This is a genomic window from Methylomonas rivi, from assembly GCF_024505165.1.
In the GTDB taxonomy this organism is placed as follows: domain Bacteria; phylum Pseudomonadota; class Gammaproteobacteria; order Methylococcales; family Methylomonadaceae; genus Methylomonas; species Methylomonas rivi.
The window spans coordinates 1-24,280 of record NZ_JANIBK010000052.1 but is presented as its reverse complement, the minus strand read 5'-3'; the positions used below and the strand labels follow the sequence as shown (position 1 = coordinate 24,280).

General features: G+C 54.7%; 21 protein-coding genes, 3 pseudogenes and 1 riboswitch. Of the genes and pseudogenes, 16 read left to right on the top strand and 8 right to left on the bottom strand.

The features are described from left to right. Nucleotides 1–292, bottom strand: a pseudogene (locus tag NP596_RS11290) (2,3-bisphosphoglycerate-independent phosphoglycerate mutase); the annotation flags it as partial. Between the two features lie 123 nt (nt 293–415). Continuing rightward, a complete protein-coding gene (locus NP596_RS11285; RefSeq protein WP_256615458.1) occupies nt 416–3,520 on the bottom strand; it encodes an efflux RND transporter permease subunit in 3,105 nt (1,034 codons plus the stop codon). A 160-nt stretch (nt 3,521–3,680) separates the two neighbouring features. Between NP596_RS11285 and NP596_RS11280 the strand changes: the two genes are divergently transcribed. From NP596_RS11280 to NP596_RS11260, 5 genes are all read left to right on the top strand, one after another. Then, nucleotides 3,681–5,282 carry a tetratricopeptide repeat protein gene (locus NP596_RS11280; protein WP_256615457.1) on the top strand — a complete coding sequence of 534 codons (1,602 nt, stop codon included), beginning with the start codon at nt 3,681–3,683 and terminating at the stop codon, nt 5,280–5,282. A gap of 84 nt (nt 5,283–5,366) precedes the next feature. Beyond that, a complete protein-coding gene (locus tag NP596_RS11275) occupies nt 5,367–6,593 on the top strand; it encodes an HD-GYP domain-containing protein (protein WP_256615456.1) in 1,227 nt (408 codons plus the stop codon). 79 nt (nt 6,594–6,672) lie between these two features. Next, complete coding sequence (dnaB, locus tag NP596_RS11270; protein WP_256615455.1) at nt 6,673–8,067, top strand: replicative DNA helicase; 1,395 nt, start codon at nt 6,673–6,675, stop codon at nt 8,065–8,067. Next, nucleotides 8,064–9,146, top strand: a complete 1,083-nt coding sequence (gene alr, locus NP596_RS11265) for an alanine racemase (protein WP_256615454.1) — start codon at nt 8,064–8,066, stop codon at nt 9,144–9,146. The genes dnaB and alr overlap by 4 nt, the downstream gene beginning before the upstream one ends. Nucleotides 9,147–9,347: 201 nt before the next feature. Continuing rightward, on the top strand, nt 9,348–10,109 hold the full coding sequence (locus NP596_RS11260; protein ID WP_256615453.1) for a hypothetical protein: 762 nt from the start codon (nt 9,348–9,350) through the stop codon (nt 10,107–10,109). Between the two features lie 40 nt (nt 10,110–10,149). Here NP596_RS11260 and NP596_RS11255 read toward each other — a convergent pair. Beyond that, a pseudogene (locus NP596_RS11255) lies at nt 10,150–10,296 on the bottom strand (IS110 family transposase); the annotation flags it as partial. A 162-nt stretch (nt 10,297–10,458) separates the two neighbouring features. On the opposite strand from NP596_RS11255, the gene NP596_RS11250 reads away from it, so the two are divergent. The 5 genes from NP596_RS11250 to radA all read left to right on the top strand — a co-directional run bounded on the left by NP596_RS11250 (nt 10,459) and on the right by radA (nt 13,246). Then, nucleotides 10,459–10,692, top strand: coding sequence for an addiction module protein (locus NP596_RS11250; protein ID WP_256615452.1), 234 nt, complete (start codon nt 10,459–10,461; stop codon nt 10,690–10,692). Continuing rightward, nucleotides 10,677–10,973, top strand: coding sequence for a type II toxin-antitoxin system RelE/ParE family toxin (locus tag NP596_RS11245; RefSeq protein ID WP_256615451.1), 297 nt, complete (start codon nt 10,677–10,679; stop codon nt 10,971–10,973). Before NP596_RS11250 ends, NP596_RS11245 begins: the two co-directional genes overlap by 16 nt. A 225-nt stretch (nt 10,974–11,198) precedes the next feature. Further along, complete coding sequence (locus tag NP596_RS11240) at nt 11,199–11,498, top strand: type II toxin-antitoxin system Phd/YefM family antitoxin (RefSeq protein ID WP_256615450.1); 300 nt, start codon at nt 11,199–11,201, stop codon at nt 11,496–11,498. Between the two features lie 2 nt (nt 11,499–11,500). After that, nucleotides 11,501–11,857, top strand: a complete 357-nt coding sequence (locus tag NP596_RS11235; RefSeq protein WP_256615449.1) for a type II toxin-antitoxin system RelE/ParE family toxin — start codon at nt 11,501–11,503, stop codon at nt 11,855–11,857. A gap of 18 nt (nt 11,858–11,875) precedes the next feature. Further along, nucleotides 11,876–13,246 (top strand): DNA repair protein RadA, encoded by a 1,371-nt coding sequence (radA, locus tag NP596_RS11230; protein ID WP_256615448.1) that lies wholly within the window; start codon nt 11,876–11,878, stop codon nt 13,244–13,246. Between the two features lie 10 nt (nt 13,247–13,256). Here radA and NP596_RS11225 read toward each other — a convergent pair whose 3' ends face one another. Together NP596_RS11225 and NP596_RS11220 are read right to left on the bottom strand one after the other, a co-directional pair. After that, nucleotides 13,257–14,804 carry a fused MFS/spermidine synthase gene (locus tag NP596_RS11225; protein WP_256615447.1) on the bottom strand — a complete coding sequence of 516 codons (1,548 nt, stop codon included), beginning with the start codon at nt 14,802–14,804 and terminating at the stop codon, nt 13,257–13,259. Between the two features lie 176 nt (nt 14,805–14,980). After that, entirely contained in the window at nt 14,981–15,778 is a 798-nt protein-coding gene (locus NP596_RS11220) for a peptidase M10 (protein WP_256615446.1), read from the bottom strand. A gap of 101 nt (nt 15,779–15,879) precedes the next feature. Further along, a riboswitch (cyclic di-GMP riboswitch) is annotated at nt 15,880–15,959 on the bottom strand. 446 nt (nt 15,960–16,405) lie between these two features. On the opposite strand from NP596_RS11220, the gene NP596_RS11215 reads away from it, so the two are divergent. Beyond that, entirely contained in the window at nt 16,406–16,699 is a 294-nt protein-coding gene (locus tag NP596_RS11215) for a hypothetical protein (RefSeq protein WP_256615445.1), read from the top strand. 33 nt (nt 16,700–16,732) lie between these two features. Here NP596_RS11215 and NP596_RS11210 read toward each other — a convergent pair whose 3' ends face one another. Together NP596_RS11210 and NP596_RS11205 are read right to left on the bottom strand one after the other, a co-directional pair. Further along, entirely contained in the window at nt 16,733–17,110 is a 378-nt protein-coding gene (locus NP596_RS11210; RefSeq protein WP_256615444.1) for a PilZ domain-containing protein, read from the bottom strand. 6 nt (nt 17,111–17,116) lie between these two features. After that, complete coding sequence (locus NP596_RS11205; protein WP_256615443.1) at nt 17,117–17,761, bottom strand: FHA domain-containing protein; 645 nt, start codon at nt 17,759–17,761, stop codon at nt 17,117–17,119. A 217-nt stretch (nt 17,762–17,978) separates the two neighbouring features. Between NP596_RS11205 and pta the strand changes: the two genes are divergently transcribed. From pta to NP596_RS11185, 4 genes are read left to right on the top strand one after another with little or no spacing between them, the layout of a single operon-like run. Next, nucleotides 17,979–20,108, top strand: coding sequence for a phosphate acetyltransferase (gene pta / locus NP596_RS11200; protein WP_256615442.1), 2,130 nt, complete (start codon nt 17,979–17,981; stop codon nt 20,106–20,108). Beyond that, on the top strand, nt 20,105–20,632 hold the full coding sequence (locus NP596_RS11195) for a DUF2380 domain-containing protein (protein WP_256615441.1): 528 nt from the start codon (nt 20,105–20,107) through the stop codon (nt 20,630–20,632). The genes pta and NP596_RS11195 overlap by 4 nt, the downstream gene beginning before the upstream one ends. Before the next feature lie 49 nt (nt 20,633–20,681). Further along, nucleotides 20,682–21,875: an acetate/propionate family kinase gene (locus NP596_RS11190; protein WP_256615439.1), complete on the top strand. Its 1,194-nt coding sequence runs from the start codon at nt 20,682–20,684 to the stop codon at nt 21,873–21,875. Nucleotides 21,876–21,912: 37 nt separating this feature from the next. Next, the gene (locus NP596_RS11185; RefSeq protein ID WP_256615438.1) at nt 21,913–22,773 is read left to right on the top strand and encodes an HDOD domain-containing protein; all 861 of its coding nucleotides are present in this window, start codon (nt 21,913–21,915) and stop codon (nt 22,771–22,773) included. Between the two features lie 183 nt (nt 22,774–22,956). Here NP596_RS11185 and NP596_RS11180 read toward each other — a convergent pair whose 3' ends face one another. Beyond that, nucleotides 22,957–23,454, bottom strand: a complete 498-nt coding sequence (locus NP596_RS11180; RefSeq protein WP_256615437.1) for a hypothetical protein — start codon at nt 23,452–23,454, stop codon at nt 22,957–22,959. Nucleotides 23,455–23,575: 121 nt separating this feature from the next. Between NP596_RS11180 and NP596_RS11175 the strand changes: the two are divergent. Further along, nucleotides 23,576–24,280, top strand: a pseudogene (locus NP596_RS11175) (ATP-binding protein); the annotation flags it as partial.

Sequence of the window (24,280 nt, the reverse complement as noted above, 5' to 3'; positions counted from 1 at the left end):
CAATCGATTCCGCCACCAGTTTGGCGCCTTGGGCGAACACACGGCCCGCGCCCATGGCGTTATGGCCGACCTCGCTGTTGCCCATGTCGTCGTCGCTGGGCATGCCGACGGCCTTGCCGTGCGCCAGCAATTTGGTCATCGGGTAATTTGCCATCAAACTGTCCAACATCGGTGTACGCGCGGTCTTGACCGCATCGCCGTCTTCGCGCGGCGAAATGCCGACGCCGTCCAGCACGATGGTGACGACGGGGCCGGAACAAGCGGAAAAACGGGAGGATTTTTCTAATTTCATAGTGTTTTCGAGTCAGTGAGAAGTCAAAAGATGAACGTATAACAAGGCCTTACCGGCGATTAGCAGTGCATTTTAACATTTATGCCGGCAATCGAAGCGGCTTACGTGAATAATCGAGACGCTTCATGCCTCGTCCCAGGAGTTGATCTGTTTTTCGAACCGCCCGTACTTCAGCAAGATCGCCGGCAGCAATAGCAGATTCAACAGCGTCGACGACACCAAGCCGCCGATAATGATGGCCGCCATCGGCCCCATGATTTCCCGGCCCGGATTATCGCTGTCGAAGGCCACCGGCAGCATGGCCAAGGCCGTCACCAGCGCGGTCATCAGAATGGACGGCAACCGTTCCTGTGCGCCGCGCAACGCTGTCGCGGCCGTCCAGCTCTGGCCTTCATGCTCGATCAAATGCCTGTAATGCGAAATCAGCATGATGCAGTTGCGCGCGGTGATGCCGAACAGGGTCACAAAACCGACAAACGAGCCTACCGACAAGGCGGCGTCGGTCAATACCACCGCCAATACGCCGCCCAACAGCGCAAACGGTAGATTCAGCAAGGTCAGAACCGTGTGCCGCAAGCTACCCAACGCGATATAAATCAGCACCAGAACCCCGGCCCCGGCCAGCAGCGATTGCATGATCAAGGCTTGACGGGCCTTGGCCTGCTCCAGTGCCGCGCCGATAAATTCCGGGTAACTGTCGCCGGTCCATTCCATCTCTGTGGATAAGCGCTGTTTTAGTTCCCGCATAAAGTCGTCCATGTCGCGGTCTTCGACATTGCAGGTGACGGTCTGTGCCCGCAACGCACCTTGATGCAGTATGTTGTAACGGCCTTCGCCGTGGCGAATATCCGCCACTTGCTCCAATAACACCCGTTCGCCATCGGCGTTTTTTAGGGCGATGTGCCGCAAGGATTCCGCGCGAGTTTTTAACTCGGGCGGCAAGGTCACGGCCACGTTGAAAATCCGGTTGCCCTGGATATGTTTACCGACGATGCGCCCTTCGTATGCGGTTTCCAGCGCGGCCATGACCTGCGCCGGGCTGATGCCGCGAAATTGCAGCCGGTCCAGATTCAATCGCACATCCAGCATGGCGGTGGCCGGCGGCGAGCGCATTTGCACATCGACCGCGCCGGGGATGGTTTCGATGATTTTTGCGGCGGCCCGGGCTTTGTTGTCCAACGCGGCCAGGTCGTTGCCGTAAATGTTCACCACCACCGGCGCCGTGTAGCCGGAAATGGTTTCGTCCACCCGTTCGGTCAAAAAGGTGTTGGCTTCGTAATGTATGCCGGGGAAAGCGTCCAGAATATGCCGCACACCCTCCAATACCCGTTGTTGTTCGGCGCCGGACAACGGCTTGAGCCGGACTTCGTATTCGCTGTAATGACTGCCGTAGGTGTCCGCGCCCCGCTCCGCCCTGCCCGCCCATTGCGACACCGATTCCACCCCCTCGACCGCCAGAAAGCGTTCGGTCAGCAAACCGCCGACCCGGATCGACTCGGTCAGGGATGTACCCGGCACGCTGGCGGTATGCACGATGAAATGGCCTTCGCGCAGCTCGGGCAGAAACTTGTGTTCCAGGCCTAAAAAGGCCAATACCCCCAGCAGAAAAAGCGCCAAACAGCTCAAGGCAACCGCCTTGAAATGCCGCATCACCCATTGCAATAGACCGGCATACAGCGGCTTCAGCCGTTTGATCAGCGGCGGATCGGTTTCCTTGGGCAAATTGTGATTCAGCAACAAATGGCACAAGGCCGGGATCAGCGTCAACGCGACAGCCAGGGACATCATAATCGCCAGGATATAGGCATGGCCCAGCGGGGAAAACAAACGTCCGGCCACGCCGTCCAAGGTCAACAGCGGCACAAACACCAAGGCGACGATAAAGCTGGCGTAGACCACCGAGCCGCGCACTTCCAGGGAAGCCTGTTGAATCACGGCGGCCACGCTGTCCGGCCGAGACTTAAGCCGATTTTCCCGCAAACGGCGAAAGATATTTTCGGTATCGATAATGGCGTCGTCCACCACTTCGCCCAAGGCAATCGCCAGACCGCCCAGCACCATGATATTCAGATTGACGCCCATTTCCAGCAGCACGATCACCGCCGACATCAAGGATAATGGGATCGCCAGCGCGGCGATAAACGCGCTGCGGAAATTGAATAAAAACAGGTACAAAACCGCGACCACGAACAAGCCGCCGAACAGCAGATGGCCGGCCAGATTGTGTACCGAGGTTTCGATGTAATCGGCCGGCCGAAACAGGTGCGAGTAAAAATCCACTCCTTGCTGTTTGAACAACGGTCCAAACCCTGCCAGCACGCTTTCCACCCGCCGCGATACCGACAAGGTGTTGGCGTCGAACTGGCCGATCACCATCAGCACCACGCCGGGTTTGCCCATGATTTGGGCGGCGCTGATCGGCGGTTCGGCGGCATAGCGAATATCGGCCACGTCGGCCAAGGTAATGCCGACGCCGTCTTGGCGCTTGACCACCAGACGCTTGAATTGCTCGGGGCTGGCGGGCTGGCCGCTGACTTGCAAGGTAAAGCGCTGGTTGTCGTTTTCGATAAAGCCGGCGCCGCTGATTTGGGTAGCGCCGACCGCCGCGGCCACCACCTCGTCCAGGGTCAAGTTAAAGCGCTGCAAGGCCTCCGGTTTGACCTGTACCTGCAATTGCCGCACGTCGCCGCCAAACACATTCACATCGGCGACGCCGGGCACGGCCAGCAAGCGCGGCGCCAAGGTCCAGTCCACCAGGCTACGCAATTCCATCAGCGATTTAGTGTCGGAACTCAAGCCTATGGTCAGCACGGTCGACGAGGAGGACGATAGCGGCACCGCCACCGGAATGCCGATACCGGCCGGCAGTTTCTGGCCCAGACTGGACATGCGTTCGGCCACCAACTGGCGGTTGCGGTAAATATCGCTGTCTTCGGCAAAGGTGGCGGTGATGATGGACAAGCCCTGTATCGACTCCGAACGCAAGCTTTCCAGGCCGATCAAGGGACGAATGGCTGTTTCTATGGGTTGCGTCACCAGCACTTCCACCTGCTCGGCCGCCAAGCCCGGCGCTTCGGTTTGAATAATCACCCGCTTGGGGGCGAATTCCGGAAAAATATCCAGTCCCGCGTTCATAAAGCGGTAAGCGCCGTAGGCCATCAGCAATACAGCCAAGGCGACAACAACGCCGGAATAGCGGATGGAAAAACGAATCAGAGTAGCGAGCATGTATCAACCGACGAATAACAATTAGCGCGTATTGTGCCCTGCCGGACAGGCGCGGGTCTATGCCTGCCTGTGTAAACCGGTCCGGGCAATAGCCGCTTGGCGTTTAAAACAGCTTACGTTATGCTGAAACCCTATCGTCCGTTTGTTGCCAACCGATACAATGAAGCCATTACCCAAACACCCCCAACCCGGCGAATTGCAGGCCCTACATCATCTATACCAAACCGGCCAAATAGCGGCGGCGGAACATCGGGCCCTGGCCTTGTCCGCGCGCCACCCCAAATCGGCGGCGGTGTTGAACCTGTTGGCTATGTGCCAGCAAGGCCAAGGCAAATTGCGCGAAGCCGCCGCCACCTTTCGTAAAATACTGGTTTTAGATCCGAACATTGCCGAGTTGCACTTCAATCTGGCGGCGATTTATACCCAATTGAACGATGCCAAGGCCGCCATGGCCGGTTACCGCAAGGCCTTGCAGTTGAAGCCCGATTTCTGCGTGGCGCATTTTAATCTGGGTGCTTTGTTGCAACAGCAAAACCAGCTGCCGGAAGCCGCCAAGCATTACCAACAGGCCGTGCAACAACAACCGGGCTTTTTCGAAGCCTGGGCCAATTGGGGCACGGTATTACAACTGCGCGGCGACCTGCAAGCCGCCGAGCAGTGCTACCGCAAAGCCTTGGCATTGAATAACGACGCCAGGGGGCATTTTAATCTGGGCACTACGCTGTACGGACAAGGCGAGCACGCGGCGGCCAAACGGGCATTCGAGGAGGCCCTGCGCCTGGATCCGCAATTTGCGGATGCCTGGAACGATATCGGCGAAATTTACCGCGACCAGGGCGACATGGATGCAGCGGTGCGCAGTTACCGGCAAGCCTTAGAGGCGCAACCCCAACATGCCCGCGCCAATTACAACCTGGGCGAATGCTATTGCCTGGGCGGCCAACTCGAGCAAGCCGTGCCCTACTTTGCCGCCTCCGATTTCGCCGATTCCCAGGAGCGGGTATTGCAATGCCTGTATAAAACCGGGCAGTTCGATGCCTTTAAACAGCGCTTGGATGAACTGGCAAAAATCGCCCCGCACCGCTCCATTTTGTTGGGTACGCTGTCCACCCATTACGCCATCAATTTTCGGCGGGAAAACGATTATCGTTTTTGCAAAAATCCGATGGATTTCGTACAGCACACCCGTATAGACGAACTCGCCGTGCCCGACAGCCCACTGCTGAATCAGCTGCTGCACGACATCACCCATCTGGCCATCGCCGAACGCAAGCAAGGCCGTTTGTATTACGGCAAGCAGTCCGCCGGCAACCTGCTGCAGCGGGCCGAGCCGTCGTTTCAAAAACTGGCTGCCTTGATACGCGCCAAGGTCAAAGCCTACCAAAAACAGTTTGCCGGCAGCCAGGACGGCTTGATTCGTTTGTTTCCCAAGCAGCTGGAATTTGCCAGCTCCTGGTATTTGCGCATGCAACAAGGCGGTTATTTGACTTCGCATATCCACGAAGAAGGCTGGATCAGCGGTTGCGTATATCTGCAATTACCCGATAAATGCGGCGGACACGAAGGCAGTTTCGAGTACGGCACCGACGGCGACGATTACCCGCGTCTGCACGACGAGTTTCCCAGCCGTATCGTGGATCAGGCCGTCGGCGACTTGGTACTGTTCCCCTCCTCGCTGTTCCACCGCACCATTCCATTTCAATCGGACCGGGAAAGAGTCTGCGTGGCTTTCGACATTAAACCCGACTCGGCATTGTATTAGGCTAAACTCTAACAACACGGCTGCTCCGCATTGCAGGCGGCCTTGCACCGGCCACAGATTTTTTAACCCAACGGAAAAACCGTTATGCTCCATCAAGACATCGACTTACATAGCACCATCACCGCCTTGAGCTGTTCGCTGGATCTGGTGGGCATAGACGAAATCAGGCACGGCAAACGCGTGGCGATGATGGCCTACCATATTGCCGGCGAACTGAACTGGCCGGAATCCGAAAAAATCGGCATTCTGCATGCCGGCATGTTGCACGATTGCGGGGTGGCCCAAATCCGCGAACACCGCCAACTGACGGAGACGTTGGAATGGTCCGGCGCGGAAGCGCACGCGGAACGCGGCGCCGACTATTTGTCCGCTTGTCCGTTGTTGGCGCATCTGGCGCCGGAAGTTCGCTATCACCATACCCGCTGGGAAACCTTGCTGCTTTTACCGCTGGATCCGCATAGCCGCCTGCGCGCCAATTTGCTGTTTCTGGCCGACCGCATCGACGTGCTGCAAGTGCCTTATTTAAACAGCGAACAAATTTTGACCGCCGCCCCCGGTATCGTGGCGCGCCTGCAAGGCTTATCCGGCAGCCTGTTCGCGCCGGAACTGCTGGACGCCTTCGCCCGGGTCGCCGACAGTCAAGCCTTCTGGCTGGCGATGGATCCGGACTATCTGGATGAAGACTTACGCAGCCTGGGCAAAAATATCGCTCACGTGGCGCTAGGCTATACCGCACAGCGCGAACTGGCCAGGTTATTTTCCAGAGTGGTGGACGCCAAAAGCCCCTATACGGAACAGCACTCGGAACGGGTAGCCTTAATCGCCCGGCAATTGGCGGCGGATTTCGGGATTGACGGCCAGGAACTGGAACAAGTCGAAATCGCCGGCTTGCTGCACGACATCGGCAAATTGCGAGTCTCGGAAGACATTATCGATAAACCCGGCCTATTGACCGCCGCTGAACGCGCCAGCATGCAACGTCACAGTTACGATACCTACCGCATCCTGCAGCGGGTATTTGCCGACAGCAAAATTCCGGTCTGGGCCGGTTTTCACCACGAAAACCTGCGCGGCGAAGGCTACCCTTTCAAATCCGGTAGCGAAGCGCTGGATTTGGAATGCCGCATCATCAGCGTGGCGGATATTTTTCAGGCCCTGGCGCAAACCCGCCCCTACCGCGAAAGCATGGCGTTACATGACATACTGGACGATTTGCGGCGGCGGGTAAGTGCTGGAGAATTGGATGCCGGCGTGGTCGACAAACTGGCTGAACATGCCGACGATTATTACGCGTTGGCTCGAGGCGACTAACGCGCGGCCATAAATCCGCCGGCCCGATGCGTTATAATTGCCAGCTTGCCATTAACCACCGCTTTTGATTAAGCCGCCGATGTCCGAAGACTATTATTTCGCCCCCGACCACGCCGTAGATTCCCTGAAAGTACCGCCGCATTCCATCCAGGCCGAGCAGTCGGTGCTGGGCGGCCTGATGCTGGACAACCAAACCTGGGATTCGGTGGCCGATAAAGTCGTCGAAACCGATTTTTACCGCCGAGACCATCAACTGATCTTCCGCGCCATCGCCCAGCTGGCCGAAAAGCAGGATCCGTTCGACGTGGTGACCTTGTCAGAAGTGCTGGAAAGCACCGGCGAACTCAAGGACGTGGGCGGTCTGGCCTATTTGGGCATGTTGGCCAAGGACACGCCCAGCGCGGCTAATATCGTCGCCTATGCCAACATCGTTCGCGATCGCTCGGTGTTGCGGCAGCTGATCCATGTCGGCACCGAAATTTCCGATTCGGCCTTCAGCACCGAAGGCCGGGAAACCGCCGATTTATTGGAAAACGCCGAACGCAAGGTATTCGAAATCGCCGAACAGCGTCAACGCGGCCAGGGCGGCTTCACGCCGATTAAATCCCTGCTGGCCAAGGCCGTCGATAAAATCGAAATGCTCTACGAGCAAGACGGCGACATCACCGGCGCCAGCACCGGCTTTACCGACCTGGACGAAAAAACCTCCGGCCTGCAGCCCGCCGATTTGATCATCGTCGCCGGCAGGCCGTCGATGGGTAAAACCACCATCGCCATGAACATGGCCGAAAACGTGGCCTTGAAAAGCGGCATGCCGGTGGCGGTGTTCAGTATGGAGATGCCGGGCGAGGCGCTGGCGATGCGGATGATGTCGTCGCTGGGCCGCATCGACCAGCACAAGGTGCGCACCGGAAAGCTGGACGACGACGACTGGCCGCGGCTGACGTCGGCCATCAACCTACTGGCCGAAACCAAGTTGTTCATCGACGACACCCCGGCACTGACACCGACAGAGGTACGTTCCCGCGCCCGCCGTCTGACCCGCGAACACGGCCAGCTGGGCTTGATCGTGCTGGACTACTTGCAGCTGATGCAATCGCCCTCCAGCGGCGATAACCGGGTACAACAGATTTCCGATATTTCCCGCGGTCTGAAAGCCTTGGCCAAGGAAATGAATGTGCCGGTGATCGCCCTGTCCCAGCTGAACCGCAACCTGGAACAACGCCCCAACAAACGCCCGGTGATGTCGGACTTGCGCGAATCCGGCGCTATCGAGCAGGACGCCGATTTGATCATCTTCGTCTACCGCGACGAGGTCTACAACGAAGACAGCCCGGACAAGGGCATCGCCGAAGTCATCATCGGCAAGCAGCGTAACGGCCCGCTCGGTACCGTGCGGCTGACCTTTTTGGGCCAATACACCCGCTTCGAAAATTTCGCCGGGGTTTATTCCGGCAGCGAGGATTACGAATGACACCGCCAGCTTTTGTACTACTGAACCTGGACGCAATACGGCATAATCTGGCACAGGCCAAACGCTACGCGCCCAATAACAAAATCATGGCGGTCATCAAGGCCAACGCTTACGGCCACGGCATCACCCGGGTGGCCAAGGCCTTGGAGCAGGCCGACGGACTGGCGGTGGCCCGCGTCGATGAAGGCGTGCGCTTGCGCAAGGCCGGCTTTACTCAGCCCATTACCGTGCTGCAAGGCTTCGTCTGCGTCGACGAATTGCAATTGATGCTGCAACATCGGCTGGATGCCGTGATTCACACCCCGCAACAAATCAGCCTGCTGCAACAGCAACCTGCCGCCGATGCCGGTTTATCGATCTGGCTGAAAATGGATACCGGCATGAACCGGCTGGGCTTCAAGGGCGCCGATTTCAATGCTGCCTACCAGCAATTGCTGAATTGCCCGCTGGTAAAACAGCCGATCAACCTGATTACCCATTTCGCCAATGCCGACGATTTGCTGGACGACAAAACCCGCAGGCAAATCGATCTGTTTAACGATGCGGTGCAAGGCTATCCCGGCCAGCGCAGCATCGCCAATTCGGCCGGCATCATAGGCTGGCCCAATGTGGTCAGCGACTGGGTCCGGCCGGGACTGATGCTGTACGGCTGCTCGCCGTTCGCCGGCAAAACCGGCGCGGATTTCGGCTTGCGGCCGGTGATGAGCCTGCATTCGCGCTTGATAGCGGTCAAAAACGTCGCCGCCGGCGAAACGGTCGGTTACAGCGGCACCTGGCAATGCCAAACCGACACCCGGCTGGGCGTAATATCGATCGGTTACGGCGACGGCTATCACCGCCATACCCGAACCGGCGCGCCGGTTTTGGTCAACGGCCGGCGTGTGCCGCTGATCGGCCGGGTTTCCATGGACATGATCACCGTCGACCTCAACAGCCAGCCCGCCGCCCAACCCGGCGACCCGGTCACGTTATGGGGCGACGGCCTGCCGGTCGAAGAGATCGCCCGCCACGCGGATACCATACCGTATACCTTGCTGTGCGGGATTACGCAGCGGGTGCAGATTGTGGAGCAGGCATGACGACACGAAAGTTGGCAAGGTAAAATAGAACCGTAGTCCGATTAGCGATAGCGTAATCGGACGCGTGTTAAATCTTTGTTCCTCCGATTACGCTGCGCTAATCGGAGCTACGCGGGCTAACCCGTGGCTCAAAGAGACGTTCCGATTCGCTACGCGCCCCTTAACTTGGCTTTAGGCTAAACAAAATATCGGAGATACTGAATGCAGAATGTTGCAACACCACTGTATATGGACTGGTCTTTTTGGGCTGTTGTCATCGCATTTGCTGCGCTGGTTCTATCTCAAGTCCCTCCTATACATGTAATGTTAAAAAGAGCCAAAATTGACTTAGAGCTCTATTCAAAGATATCCATTACGCATAAGCTTGGAAATCCAAATCTTCAATTACATTTGATTCTTAATAACATTGGAGGCCGTAGAGTCAGAGTGAAAGACATCAAGGTATCAATCTCAAAAGATGGAACGCATTTGGTGAATTTACCAGCACAAAATTACCTGCAAAATCAAAATGATCAGAATACGGTTCTCTTTACTACTTTTGCCTTGGACCCTAAAGACGAATGGGCGCATATTACAAACTTTCTAAATTTTTTCAGTAGAGACGACGAGAAGGCTTATCAAAAAATTGAAGGTGACCTACTTACTGATTTTAGGTCTCACCAAAAAGAAATGAAAGGCGAAGGAAATCAAGAGGAATTTTACGAGCACCCCAATGAGCTCGTTCAACCTGCCTTTAACTTTTTCGAGAAACATTTCTGCTGGAACGCTGGAGAATATAATATGTCGGTCATCGTTACAACCGACTCAAAATCGGCTGATGTTGTTAAAAACTATCGATTCACAATATTTGAGTCTCATACAGAAACACTGAGTGCGATAAAGGAGCACTTTAAATATGGTGGTGGGTTGTATTGGAACCCGAAAATTCAAACCAGTGTAATCCTGGAAGTAACGGAAGCCTAACAAACAACTGCACGCAGGGCCGTAGATACTGTTATCCAAGTCAAGCCAAATGAATAGCTGAATCGAACGGCTTGGCGGATTTTAAGACACCGAAAGCAACATGAATCAACTTACGCATCATGGCCCCGATAATCAGCTTATTGGGTTTACCTGCACTGGCCAAGCGGTTTCTGAATTGCTTTCCCCAGGGCCGTAGGGCCGTAGGTCCGATTAGCGATAGCGTAATCGGACGCATGTTTAAGATATTCCTTCCTCCGATTACGCTGCGCTAATCGGAGCTACACGGACTTAAATCGTCGGGCCGTTTATAAGCTTTTTGATTTTTACCGAAAAGGATACAGTATCCGTTATGAACACAATCTCTATTGCCGATATTCTGGAACTTCCGGTGCAGGAGCGCATTCAGCTTGTCGAACTTATTTGGGACAGCGTCGCTGCAGTTCCTGAAGCGGTGGAAGTTTCGCCAGAACTTAAAGCCGAACTGGAACTACGCTTAATTGAGTTTGAGAGAAATCCAGAAGCTGGTTATTCTTGGGACCAAGTAAAATCGCGTCTTAAAGATGGGTCATGGCGTACGACCTGAAATTTTCTGCACGAGCATTACGTGAAATTGGCGAAGCTCGAGAATGGTACGAGTCACAGAGCCCCGGTCTTGGTGAAGAATTTATCGCCGCAATGGAACTGCAGTTAAAACGGCTGGAGCAAGCCCCATTGCTCTATGCCGAAGTAATTCCAGATGTTCGTCGCGCACTTTTACCGCGCTTTCCATTCGGCTTGTTTTACGTGGTACGCGGCAATTTAGTTCATATCCTGGCAGCGTTGCATGATGCCAGAAATCCGAATCGTTGGCCTAAAAACCGTTAACTATACGCTCCTAATGTCGCGCCCCTCAGATATACGTTGGGGATCGAGATAGAACTGTAGATTAGCGTTAGCGTAATCGGACGCATGTTGAATCTTCATTCCTCCGATTACGCTGCGCTTTTATGCCCTTTGGGTAAATCGCAGCTACACGGGCATTTCCCGCTATGCAAAAGGCGATATCAAGCTTAATATAGCTCAAAATCTTGTACAAACCGAGGGACATCCATGAGCATTGCCAGCAGCGACATCGTGCCTTTTTCCGAAGCCCGAACCCATTTATCCAGCTTGGTCAGCGAGGTTCAAGCCGGCAAGGAAAAAATCATCACCAAAAACGGCGAAGGGGTAGCCGCCTTGATCGCCGCCGACAGACTGGATCATTACCACCGCCTGGAGCGCGCCCATATTCATTTGTTGTGTCTGCAGGAAATTGAGGCCGGCTTGGCGGATGTAGCGGCGGGCCGTCATCACGATGCGCGGCAAGCGCTCACTGAAATCAAACGAAAACGCGCGCCTTCGGACCTATAGCCATGCAGGTGAGGTTCACCGATAATTTCCTTGCTAACTTGGACAGCATCGAAAACTATTGGCTTGAAGCCGGCTTCCCGGCCAACTACGACCGCTTGCTTGAAATCCTTAGCGCTCAGGTCGTCTCCAATCTCGAATCGTTTCCCGAGATGGGGCGGTCGTTTGCCCGTTATGAGGCTGAATCTGCCGAGGCCAAAATCCGCATTGACAAGCTAAGCACGCTCTACCCTAAGATTCGCGAATATCTATTGGAAGATTATTTGCTGCTGTATTTATTAACCGATGCTGTCTACATGCTGGCGGTCAAACATCATAAGCAGCTGTCCTACGATTTTCAGCATTTATGGCTGAATCAATGACCCCCATGCGAACGAACCATGGCTAAAAAACCAAAATCCGCTTTCGTCTGCACCGCGTGCGGCGCCGATTATGCCGGCTGGTCCGGGCAATGCAATCAATGCGGCGAGTGGAACACCATCAAAGAAATCAAACTCGGTGCCGGCAAAGCGGCGGCACGGGATAATAGCGGCTATGCCGGCGCCCGCAGCGAAGTGCGCTTGCTTTCCGAGGTCAATCTGGCCCAGGCCGAACGCATCTCGACTGGCTTGACCGAGTTCGACCGGGTACTGGGCGGCGGCATCGTCACCGGCAGCGTGGTGCTGATCGGCGGCGCGCCGGGGGCCGGGAAAAGCACCATCCTGCTGCAAGCCATCGCCCACATAGCAGAACGGCTGCCGGTGCTGTATGTATCCGGCGAGGAATCGTTACAGCAAATTGCCGAACGCGCTCAGCGGCTGGGTTTGAAAACCGCCGGCATCAAAATGCTGGCGGAAACCTCGGTACAGCAGATATGTCAGGTGCTGGACGAGGAGCTGCCCAAAGTAGTCATCATCGACTCGATTCAGGTCATGTACACCGCCGATTCTGATTCGGCGCCCGGCTCGGTGTCGCAGGTGCGCGAATCGGCCAGCTATTTGACCCAGTACGCCAAGCGCAGCGGCGTGTCGTTTTTCATGGTCGGCCACGTCACCAAAGACCAATCGCTGGCCGGGCCGATGACGCTCAGCCACATCGTCGATGCCCAGGTGGTGTTATCTTCCACGGACGATTCGCGTTTTCGGGTATTGCGCGCCGACAAAAACCGTTTCGGCAGCGTCGGCGAACTGGGTTTTTTTGCGATGGAAAGCAGCGGTTTGAAGGAAGTGAAAAATCCGTCGGCGATGTTTTTGTCGCGGGCCGAAAAGCCGTCGCCCGGCAGCGTGGTAACCGTATTGTGGGAAGGCACAAGGCCCTTGCTGGTGGAAATTCAAGCGCTGGTCACCGAAAGCCAATACGGCAATCCGCGCCGGCTGGCAGTGGGATTAGACCAAAACCGCTTAGCCATGTTGTTGGCTGTACTGTCGCGGCACGGCGGCATCTTCACCGGCAACGACGAGATCTACGCCAACGTGGTGGGCGGCATCAAGGTATCGGAAACCAGTACCGATTTGGCCATCATGGTCGGCGTGGTGTCCAGCCTGCGCGACCGTATCATTCCCTACGATACGGTGTTTTTCGGCGAAGTGGGCCTGAACGGGGAAATCCGCCCGGTCGCCAACGGCCACGCCCGCCTCAACGAAGCGGCCAAACACGGCTTTAAACGCGCCGTGATCCCAAAGAGCAACAAACCCAAGGACCCGGTCAAAAACCTGGAGATTCATGCGGTGAGTAACATTCAGGAAGCCCTGGCGGCGTTAAGCGATTTATAAAAACCGCCGCTCAGAGAAACAGCAACTCCGGCGCGATTCGCTGCATGAACAGCTTGCGATATTCTTCCGACTTACGCACCTGCATGCTTTCCAGCGGATTGAAATCGTCGGTAATCACGATGCCGTCCCGGTCGTCGAGGACGTAGGCGTGATCCAGCAGCCATTGTACGCGCCGATCGGAGTTGTTGCGGTCGAGCGCTATCGGTTCTTGCGAGGCTAAAAAAATGAAGTCGGTAAATTCCGCTTTTTCAGTGATATAAACACTGACTTCCGGCAATACGGTTTTGAGCGTCTTGTAAACGGAAGCTACCGCCTCGGCGCCTTCTCCGTGGGTAAAGCCGACATAATTCAAGGCCAGCACGCCTTGTTTTTTTAACAAGCCGCTAAGTTCTCGCAACATTTCCACGGTCAAAAGATGGGTAGGCTCGGAGCCGCCGGTAAAGCAATCGTGGATGATGAAATCGTATTGCTTTTTCAATTGGGTGATTTCATAACGGGCGTCGCCGACGATAAAATCGCCGGTGGGCTTGAAATGAAAATAGTCCAGCGCGGCGGAGGCGACGGCAGGGTCGATTTCGATGGTATCGGTCGCCAGCCCTTTCGATTTAAGGTCGCTAGCCACATGACCGCCCCCCAGGCCGATCAGCAAGGCATCGGTTGCCCGCGGCCTGAATAAAGGCAAACCGCCTAAAACAGCTTGATAGCTCAGCAAGCTGCGGCCGCGTTCAAGCTCGACGGCACTCAATACCGACGAATCGGACAGCAGCAAGCGATGGCCGTTATGCAGATCGTCGACCACCCGCACCCAACCGTAAACGCTTTCCTCTTCGTGTACCACTTTAAAACCCTTGCCGGCGGCATGCGGCGTGGCATAACCGTTGGCGCTCAGCAAGCCGACCGCAATACCGGCAAACCATAACGGCAAACCGGCCGATAGCTTGTTAAAACCGGCTTTATCCCGCCACATTAAAGGCATTGCCCAGATAAACAACAACAAACTCAAGGAAAAAATGATGGACCGGGTACCGAACAAGGGCAGCAGATAAAAACCGAGCAATAGGGTTGCCAACACGCTACCCAGCGTGCTGACGGCATATACCGAACCCACCGCCCTACCTACCTCACGTAAATCCTGAGCGGCGAGTTTAATCGCAAACGGCCCGACCATGGCCAGGGCGGTCAACGGCACGCCGAACAGCAGCAAGGCGCTGGCGAACGCTCCGGCGCGTATCCCCATGGGATTAGTCAGTTGCATGACAGGACCTCCGATAAACGGAATCAACACCGTGGTCAGGGAAGCCAAGGTAAAAATGTGCGCCAGCCGGATGCGCGGGTAACGGTCGGCCAAAAATCCGCCCAGATAGTAACCGACCGCCAAGGCGATCATGGTGACCGCAATCAGCGAGGACCAGACATACAGACTGACACCATAATACGGCGCAATAATCCGAGTACCGAGCAACTCCAGAATCATTACGGCACCGCCGCTGCAAGCCACGGTAAGCAATAAGCCCAGTTTGCCGATGGCCGGCGTGTGCGAATTGGGTTTTTTAGACATATTCGTTTTAGACCACTGCAATAACATAAAAAAACCCCCGATACGCGTCCTTTGCGTTCCGGGGGTAATTATTTTGCATCCTTGCTACGGGCTTCCTTTACCGCTTCCCGCCCTGGCCATCCGTAATGATGGCGGGAATCCCCCAATACGGGGAGTTTCCATAAACTCGAAATCCGTTATGCGGCAAGGCTTTTGCGGCGGCCGAAACCGATCAGGCCGGCCATGGCGCTGCCGAACAGCCATACCGCGCCGGGGACAGGTACCGGTTGCACCGACAAGCTGGCCACAACGCCGTAAGCGCCGTCGTTCAGCAGCGTGATGCCGTCTACATCAAATAACGGATGCGATGCACCGCCCACCAACAGGGTGTATTGGCCGGCGGCCAGGAAAACATGGTTCAAGGCTTCGGTCAAACCGCTGCCAAAATCGTTGGCGTGCATCAAATAGCTGATGCTACCGGTCGCGCCGCTAGTATTGGTCAGGGTGTTGATACCCGCGCCGAACGGACCGGCATTGGTACCGATGGTGGTGATGCCTTGGCCGGTAACCGCGAAGCCGCCTATGCCGCCTGGGTGTATCCCAACGGCTGGTACATTGGTTACGGATTCAACCGAGCTGGCGGGCACCATGCCGCTGAACAATGAAATCGCCACGTCCAGATCGCCCACTGAAGTGAAAGGACTGGCTGCAGTGCCGCCGGTTACGGTTCTACTGCTAGCGAAAAAGCTGCCGGCGCCGGTTGCCGCTACGCTGATATCGACGTAAGACGATTGTGCCAAGCTAAAGCTGAACCAGCGCAAGTCATGGCTGTTGGCCAAGGTGGGTTGCGTACCTTCGTACCAGCCGAAATCGGTGGTGACGGAATCGGTAAACGGGTTATTGACGTCCAGACTTCTGTACCCCACGTGCGCATTCGCTTGGCTGGCGAATAGCATCCCTAACAACACCACAACAGACGCGATAATTTTTTTCATAATAAATCCTCTTGTTTACTGTTTAAATTATATTTAACAGCAATGCTCTCGGCGTTTCCCTTAATATAGAGCAAGCGCCTCGATCCTCCCCATCACCAATAGGAGGCGGTCCGGCTATCTCGCATGCATGAGACCCGTAACTTTCCGACCCCGCCTCGCGACGGGTGTGGCCACGTTAACCGAAACCATCGATCGATTTGAAAGGCGCTCGACTTTCATGAATCAATAGATGCGTTAACAGGGTCTCTATTACAGGTATCGAGCCAAAACCAAGTAAAATACTAGGAATCATAATTTTAAATTATTCCCTAATATACTAAATTCAACGTTTTTTAATTAATCTGTGTTATTTGACTGATTTTTGATGCGCTATTACACCGACTCCCTACCTGCTAACTTGCACTCCCAGCCCTCTTTAAACGCTTAGGTTTTGAAATTCCGTTTTATCCTTAAAATGCTTGCGGCTTTGCGGCCCGCCCGCCTTGACAATGGGCAGCCAAGCGAAATGCTGTATAATTTTTCGACCTTTAGTTTGTTACCCGTTCGCAAGCCGAAGCCCGCTTAAGTCCGGCAAGGGTTATGAGGGACAGACGAATCGATATTTATTCATCCAATTTAAGGAAAAATATGCAAAAAGATTCCAACATGCCGCTTTGGGTTTTTTTGGCGTTTTCGAGTATAGAGACTCGGCGCGGTGCTTTGATATTAATTTGGAGCAGTTTATTGTTTACTATTTACTGCATCCCCTGGGTTATTTATTATGAAAACCCTTGGATAGCCAAATTATTTTTAATCGACGATTGGGAATGGTTTGCGATGATGGTACCCATGACCCTTTGGTATTGGCTGAGTATGAAATGGGTGGATAAAAAGCGCGGCTGGAATTTAGCGGTAAATACGGAAAAAACCAATATCGAATAACTGAAGACCAAGTTGAACCGATCTAAAATAGCCTTATTTTGGCGATATACCGCATAAGGCATCCAATTCGCGGCCGAGCATTTCGCTGTCGCCTAAGTTAAGTTCAACCAAGCGCCGCAGGTTGGTAATGCTATCAATATCGATATGCTCGCATTTAAAGCCGATTTGGCTGCCGAAACCATGGCTGAATTTCAACATCATGGAAATCGACACCTCATCGGATAAAACCAGCCTCAAGGTATAGGTATTCAGGTGGTTACCCGGCCAAGGTTTTTCGAAATCCAGCAAACAACCTTTCAGCGATATATCGATAACCTTGCATACCGTCCGGTTATCGCCATCGCTTAATACCGCCTCGGCATTGTATAAAATACGCTGATAATGTCTTTTTTCCCGCTCGCTTTCCGCCATCCGGCCTTACTCCAGAAAAAATTGCATCGGGGTTTTATCCACCTCGATGACATCATTATGTTGCAGTAAAACGGTGTTATCGCCCAACGGCTGCTTATTCACCGCCAAACCGCTATGGCCTTGCAGCGCCGAAACGTAATAACCGTCCTTGCGGCGGGCTATCACCACCACGCCGGCGCCTTCGTGCCCCAAACGCGTCATGGCTTTTTTGAGGGGCAATATGCGGCCGATATGCGGACCGTCCATGATTTGCAGATTGGCTTCCTGCGGTTTGCCGGCTTGTTCCAGCTTGCGGTTAAGGGCTTGCACATCGGCATCCTGGGAAAAAGACGGCGGCGTGAAGGGCTCGGCATCCAAAAACGACTCGGTCAGGGTATAAACGATGTAATGCTTACCGACGTTGACGACATCGTTATTTTGCAGGCTCCATTCCTTGGTGGCTTGATTGTTGATCAACAGCGGAAATTTTTCGTTCAGTTGTTTGACGACGCAGCTACCCTCTTTGATGACGGCCACGGCATGGGCCGGCGCGACCGCCAAACTGTCGACCACGATATCGTTGCTGTCATCGCGACCGATATGGACGACTCCTGCATCGTAAATGCCTGAATAAATAGGTTTGTCTTTAAAATAAAGGGTAAATTTTGCCATTACTGTTTTCTAAAAATCCCTGCAACCGGATTGTAGTATAGACGTTGCGGCAGTCCTTGCCGATTTCTCGGAAATTATTTTCCCATCACAAATTTAGCGCCGAATGCCTATTCCTTCAAATCAATTGCGGCCGAAAGAATTACTTCCGAGCCATAAACCTCTCGACGTAACAAAATTACAGTAAAATCGAAACCACTACCACAACCAAGCACCGACGATGAATACCTCCACCGCCGCGACCGAATCGCAACCGTTAATATCGCAAAATATTTATATTACCGGCACCGACAGAAATAGCGGCAAATCCGTCATCATGCTGGCCATCATGGAAATGCTGGCCGGCCATGCGGGTAAAGTGGGCTTTTTTCGCCCCATCATCCAATCCGGCGACAAAAAGGACGAATTGATTCAATTCATCCTATACCGCTATCAACCGGATTTACCTTACGAGGCCATGTACGGCTGCAAAAGCCACGAAGCCCGAGAATTATTGGCCAATGAGCAATACGGCGAATTGCATAAAATCATCCTGGCCAAATACCGCGCCTTAAAAGCCCAATGCGAACACGTGCTGTGCATCGGCTCGGATTACCGGCACGGCGATTCGATGTTCGAATTCGACTTCAACGCCCAGGTAGCCAATAACCTGGACTGCCTGATGCTGCCAGTCATGCCGGGCAGCGGACTGGACAACCTGCAGATTTTAAACAACCTGTCCAGCCTGAAACACGAATTGCACGAACACGATAACGCGGTGTTGGCCGTGGTGATAAACGGCGTACCGATCAAACAGATCGAAACGCTGCGCGCCGGCTTGAACCACGCCGGCGGCTACCCGATGTACGTTGTCCCGGCCGAGCCGTCCCTGGAAAAACCCACCATGGGCAATATCGCCCATGCCTTAAACACTAAAATGTTTACCTCCGATAACAACGCGCTGGGCCGGGAGGTCTACCAATACAAAGTCGCCGCCATGCTGGTGCCGGATTTTCTGGATTATGTCGAGGCGGGAGATTTGATTATTACCCCGGGCGACCGTTCCGACATCATACTGGCCAGCCTGCTGACGTACCAATCGACCAATTACCCGCAAATTTCCGGATTGTTGCTGACCGGCCACCAGGAACCCGGCCCGCAGGTGCAAGCCTTAATGGACGGGTTAAGCGAGATACCGTTCCCGGTATTGGGCGCGGACACGGACACCTTCACCACCGCCATGCAAGTCAGCCAAGTGTCGGCCCGACTGCATTCGCAGGACGACAGAAAAATCGCCAAGGCCCTGGGCCTGGTGGAAAACAATATCGACATGAACGAACTGCGCCAGCGTCTGCTCGCCAAAGCCAGCCATAAAATGACCCCGCTGATGTTCGAATACGATTTGCTGCAGCGAGCCAAGGCTCAAAAACAGCACATCGTGTTGCCCGAAGGTACGGAAGAACGCATTTTAAGGGCGGCGGAAATTTTATTGCTGCGCGACGTGGTCAAAATCACCTTGCTGGGCAACGAAGCCGAAATTCGCCAAAAAATCCAGGCCTTGGCCTTGAAACTGACGGATGTCGACATCATCGACCCGATGACTTCCGAACTGCGTCCGCTATTCGCCCAAGCCTATTACGAAGCCCGCAAGCATAAAAACATCATCTACGCCACCGCTTACGACCTGATGGGCGACGTCAGTTATTTCGGCACCTTGATGATCCATCTGGGCTTCGCCAACGGCATGGTGTCCGGCGCCGCGCACTCGACCCAGCACACCATTCGGCCTGCTTTCGAAATCATCAAAACCAAACCCGGCGCCGCCATCGTTTCCAGCGTATTTTTCATGTGCATGGAAGACCGGGTTTTGGTGTATGGCGATTGCGCCGTCAACCCCAACCCCAATGCGGAAGAATTGGCCGCCATCGCCATCAGCGCGGCCGACACCGCCAAAATGTTCAATATAGAGCCCTACGTCGCCATGCTGTCTTATTCTACCGGCGATTCCGGCAAGGGCGAAGCGGTCGACAAGGTACGCGAAGCCGTCAAAATCGCCCGCGCCCTGCGTCCGGATTTAAAACTGGAAGGCCCCATGCAATACGATGCCGCCGTCGACTCCGGCGTTGCCGAAACCAAGCTGCCGGGTAGCGAAGTGGCCGGCCAGGCCACCGTTTTCATCTTTCCCGACCTCAATACCGGCAATAACACTTACAAAGCCGTGCAGCGCTCGTCGGGCGCCATCGCGGTGGGCCCGGTTCTGCAAGGCCTCAACAAACCCGTTAACGACTTGAGCCGGGGCTGCACGGTACCCGACATCGTCAACACCGTTATTATTACCGCCATTCAGGCCCAGGAGAGCGGCACCCCATGATAATACGCGTATTAATCGGCTTGCTTTTCAGTCTGGCGAGCGTAAATTCGCCGGCCGAAACGCGCATCGCCATTTTGGATTTCGAGCTCAGGGATCTCACCCTGGCCCCCGGCATACCCGCCGAAATCCAACGTACCGCCTCCATACGGCCCTTATTGGCCGGCGAACTGGCGTCCGCCGGCTACACCATCGTCGACATTCCCCTAGCCGCGCAACAATCCGCCGACGGCGGCGTGGGATATTTGTTCGATCATGCCGACGCGGCGGCCGAGCTAGGCCGACAATTCGGCGCCGATTACGTATTGGTCGGACGCCTGCACAAACCCAGTTTCTTGTTTGCTTATTTGATGGGACATTTGGTTCGGGTCGAGAATCGAACGTTAATCGGCAACATCATTACCGAATCCAAAGGACCGAATGTCCAACTGGTTCGCAAGGCCGTGGAAAGCCTGGCCGATAAAATCGACGGCGTATTGGACAACCGCTACAGCCCGCCGCCGCCCGGCAAATCAAAACCCCGTTAACACCTGGCGTTATGCAATTAATCGTATCCAATACCCATATCGAAACCGCATGAAAATCCTTGTTCTCAACGCCGGCAGTTCATCCATCAAATACAGCCTGTTTGCCATGAGCGACCGCCGGGTGTTGCTAAGCGGCATCCTGGAACGCATCGGCGAAGCTATGGCGGTGCACCGCTATCGTTTGCGGGACGACGAACCGGTAAGCGTCGAAATGCGGCTGACCAACCATCAGCAAGCCCTGCAAACCCTGTTTTCCGGCTTGGCGGCCAGCGACACCGTCGGCAACGGCGACTTGGCCTGCATCGGCCACCGAGTCGTGCATGGCGGCGAACTGTTCCATCAACCGGCCTTGATTACCTCCGAAGTCATAAACCAAATCGCCGGCATGATCCCGTTGGCCCCGTTGCATAACCCGGCCAATCTGCTGGGCATAGAAGAATCTCTCAGGCTGATGGGTAATGTGCCGCAAGTCGCGGTTTTCGACACCGCGTTTCATCAAAGTTTGCCCGATTATGCCTACCGCTATCCTTTGCCGGCCTCTCTCTATACCGACCAAGGCGTGCGCCGCTATGGCTTTCACGGCACTTCGCACGGCTATGTCGCCAAACAGGCCGCCGAATTTCTGGGCCAACCCTTGCGGGAACTGAATCTGATTACCTTGCATTTGGGCAACGGCGCCAGCGCCACCGCCATAGAAAAGGGCCGCAGCGTCGATACGTCCATGGGGATGACGCCGCTGGAAGGCTTGATGATGGGCACCCGTTGCGGCGACATCGACCCGGCCCTGCATTTTTATCTGAGCCGCAATCTCGGCCTGCCTTTAGAAGCCATCGAAACCTTGCTGAACAAAGACAGCGGCTGCAAGGGCGTTTGCGGGGAAAACGATATGCGCGGCATTCACGCCCTGGCGGATGCGGGCGACCAATCCGCCAGCCTTGCCCTGTCGATGTATGCCTATCGCATCAAAAAATATATCGGCGCCTATTTTGCCGTGCTGGGCCGGGTAGATGCCGTGGTGTTTACCGGCGGGATCGGCGAGAACGACACCCGGTTAAGGCAACAATGCTGCGACGGGCTGTCCGCTTTGGGCATCGTTATCGACCCTCGGCAAAACCGGGCCCCCGCTCCGCCCTGCGCGGCTATCCATGCCGACACCTCAACCGTTAAAATATTGGTCATTCATACTCAGGAAGAACTCGAAATTGCCATCCAGGCCGAGACCTGCTTAACAGCCTTGCGTTAACGACCCGACCACCCACTCCAAAACCGTTTACCGACCCATGAAACCCATCATCCCGGAAGAAACCGCCCAAACGCTTTTGAAAGGCATCACGATTCCACCCCAACCGCAAATCATGGTGGACTTGCATATGGAAATGGCTATGCCGGAGCCCGGTTTCGCCGACATTGCCAAAATCATCACCAAGGATGTCGGTATTTCCGGTTCTATTTTAAAGGTCATCAACAGCCCTTGTTTTCAATTGCGCAATCAGGTCACATCGATCGGGCAAGCCTTGAATCTGCTGGGATTGAATAATGTCATCAATATCGTCAATTCTCTGTCCATTCGCAATTCGCTGTCGGATAACGCGATTACCGAATTAACCCGGTTTTGGGACAACGCCCAGGATGTGGCCATGGCGGCCGCGGCTATCTCAAAATTGACCGGCGTGGCTTCGCCGGACGAAGCCTACAGCTTGGGTTTATTCCACAACAGCGGCATTCCGTTGCTGATGCATAAATTCGAGCACTATCCCGCTGTCCTTACCCGCGCCTACGCGGAACCCGCTAAATTGATCACCGACATAGAAAACGAAATGATAGCCAGCAACCACGCCGTGGTGGGCTACTATGTCGCCAAGGCCTGGAAATTGCCGGCTTATATCGCCCAAGCCATTGCCGACCACCATAAGGTCGAGCCGATCTTTGCCGATAAAATCGCCTGCGAGCAAACCGAAAAAAACCTGCTGGCGATATTGAAGCTAGCGGAAACCACCTGTAAAACCCATAAGATGTTAGGCAATGCCGCCGTTGACCATGAGTTCGGGCGCGTCAAAAACGATTTATTGATCTACATCGGCTTAAGCGAATACGACTTCGAGGATTTGCAGGCCGAAGTGGTTGAAATGGGACTGCATTAACGTCTTGAGAACATGACCTGGTAGCGCATAAAACCTCGTAAAATCCCCGCGATTGCGATTACCGGCTTCCTCGGTAGCGGCACAATCCGGAGCAATTGGCGGTGCCGGCATGACAAGCTTTCGGCGACGCGATCGATTAAACCGCCCCGCGGCTGCATGGCGAAAGCTTGCGGACTACGCCACCTACCCTTCGGGCCGCTCCGCATCGCTTTGGGCGGCGGCTTTTTTGGCCACCGTTTCGGAAAACACGAACCCCTGGTCCATGCGTTCCATTTCCTTCATCACTTTTTCGAACAATAGCTCCAAACTTTCGCTGCTGAAAATCACATGCCGCATCAGATTTTCGGCGTGGGTCTGGCGTTTTTTATAATGGCCGTACAGGGCAAACAGCAAGGCCGCCAAACCGGTTACCGAGGTCTGCACCATGGCACTGTAGCCGACGCCCAGACTATCCAGCTTGAAGGCAATGACCGGCCAGGCCAACAATGCGAAACCGGCGACTAAGGCCAACCAGAAAAAGACTTTATTCAAAATGGCATAGCTGCGGGCTTTAATGAATAAATCGAACACCATCAAATAGCGTAATTTCAGCGGCTCGGACGAACTTTTACCCCAGGCGTCGGCGGCAAAATCCACCAATAACCGCCCGCTGGTTTTGTTGGGACTGAACAAGGTAGGCATGATTTTCTCCCCAAAGGCCGACAAGCCGAAGCTAACTTATAATCCACTTTTTATGTTGAAAGTTTATACCTGAACCGCAAACAGCGTTACCATAACCGCGATTATTTAGCCCTGGTTCATCATGCTTTCACATATCCTGCCCAAAGCCGAAATCTCCATCCGCGAAAACCTTAACTGGCTCTACATTCTCAGAAATCTGATGCTGTTTGCCGTGGTGATTGCAGTGTTTATCGCGGTACACGGCTTGGGTATCGAACTGCCGATGAACCAGCTCTGGCTGGCCATTTTTGCAATTTCCATCCTCAATTTATACACCTGGCTGCGCTTGCGCACCCCGGAACCCGTCACCGAACACGAGATTTTTTCGCAAATCTGCATGGACGTGCTGGCATTGGCCTATTTGCTATACCTGACCGGCGGGGCGTCCAACCCGATTATCTGGGTGTTTTTATTGCCGCTGATCGTCACCGCCATCATGCTGCCGCAATCCTACGCCTGGAACATGGTGATCATCACCTCCTGCATCTACACGGTGCTGATCGCCTATAACATACCCCTGCCGGCACTGGCGCCGCATGCCGACCACCACGGCATGACCAACCTGACCCCGGAAATGAGTTTGCGCATGCAGTTATTGGAAGACCGGCGTTATTTCAACCTGCATGTGTTCGGCATGTGGTTCGGCTTCGTGTTTAGCGCCGGTCTGGTGGCGTTTTTTATCATCGCACTGGCCAAAACGCTGAAAGAACGCGAGCGCAGCCTGGCGGAAGCCAGGGAGAGCGCGCTGCGCGACGAGCGGGTGGTTTCGCTGGGCACGCTGGCGGGC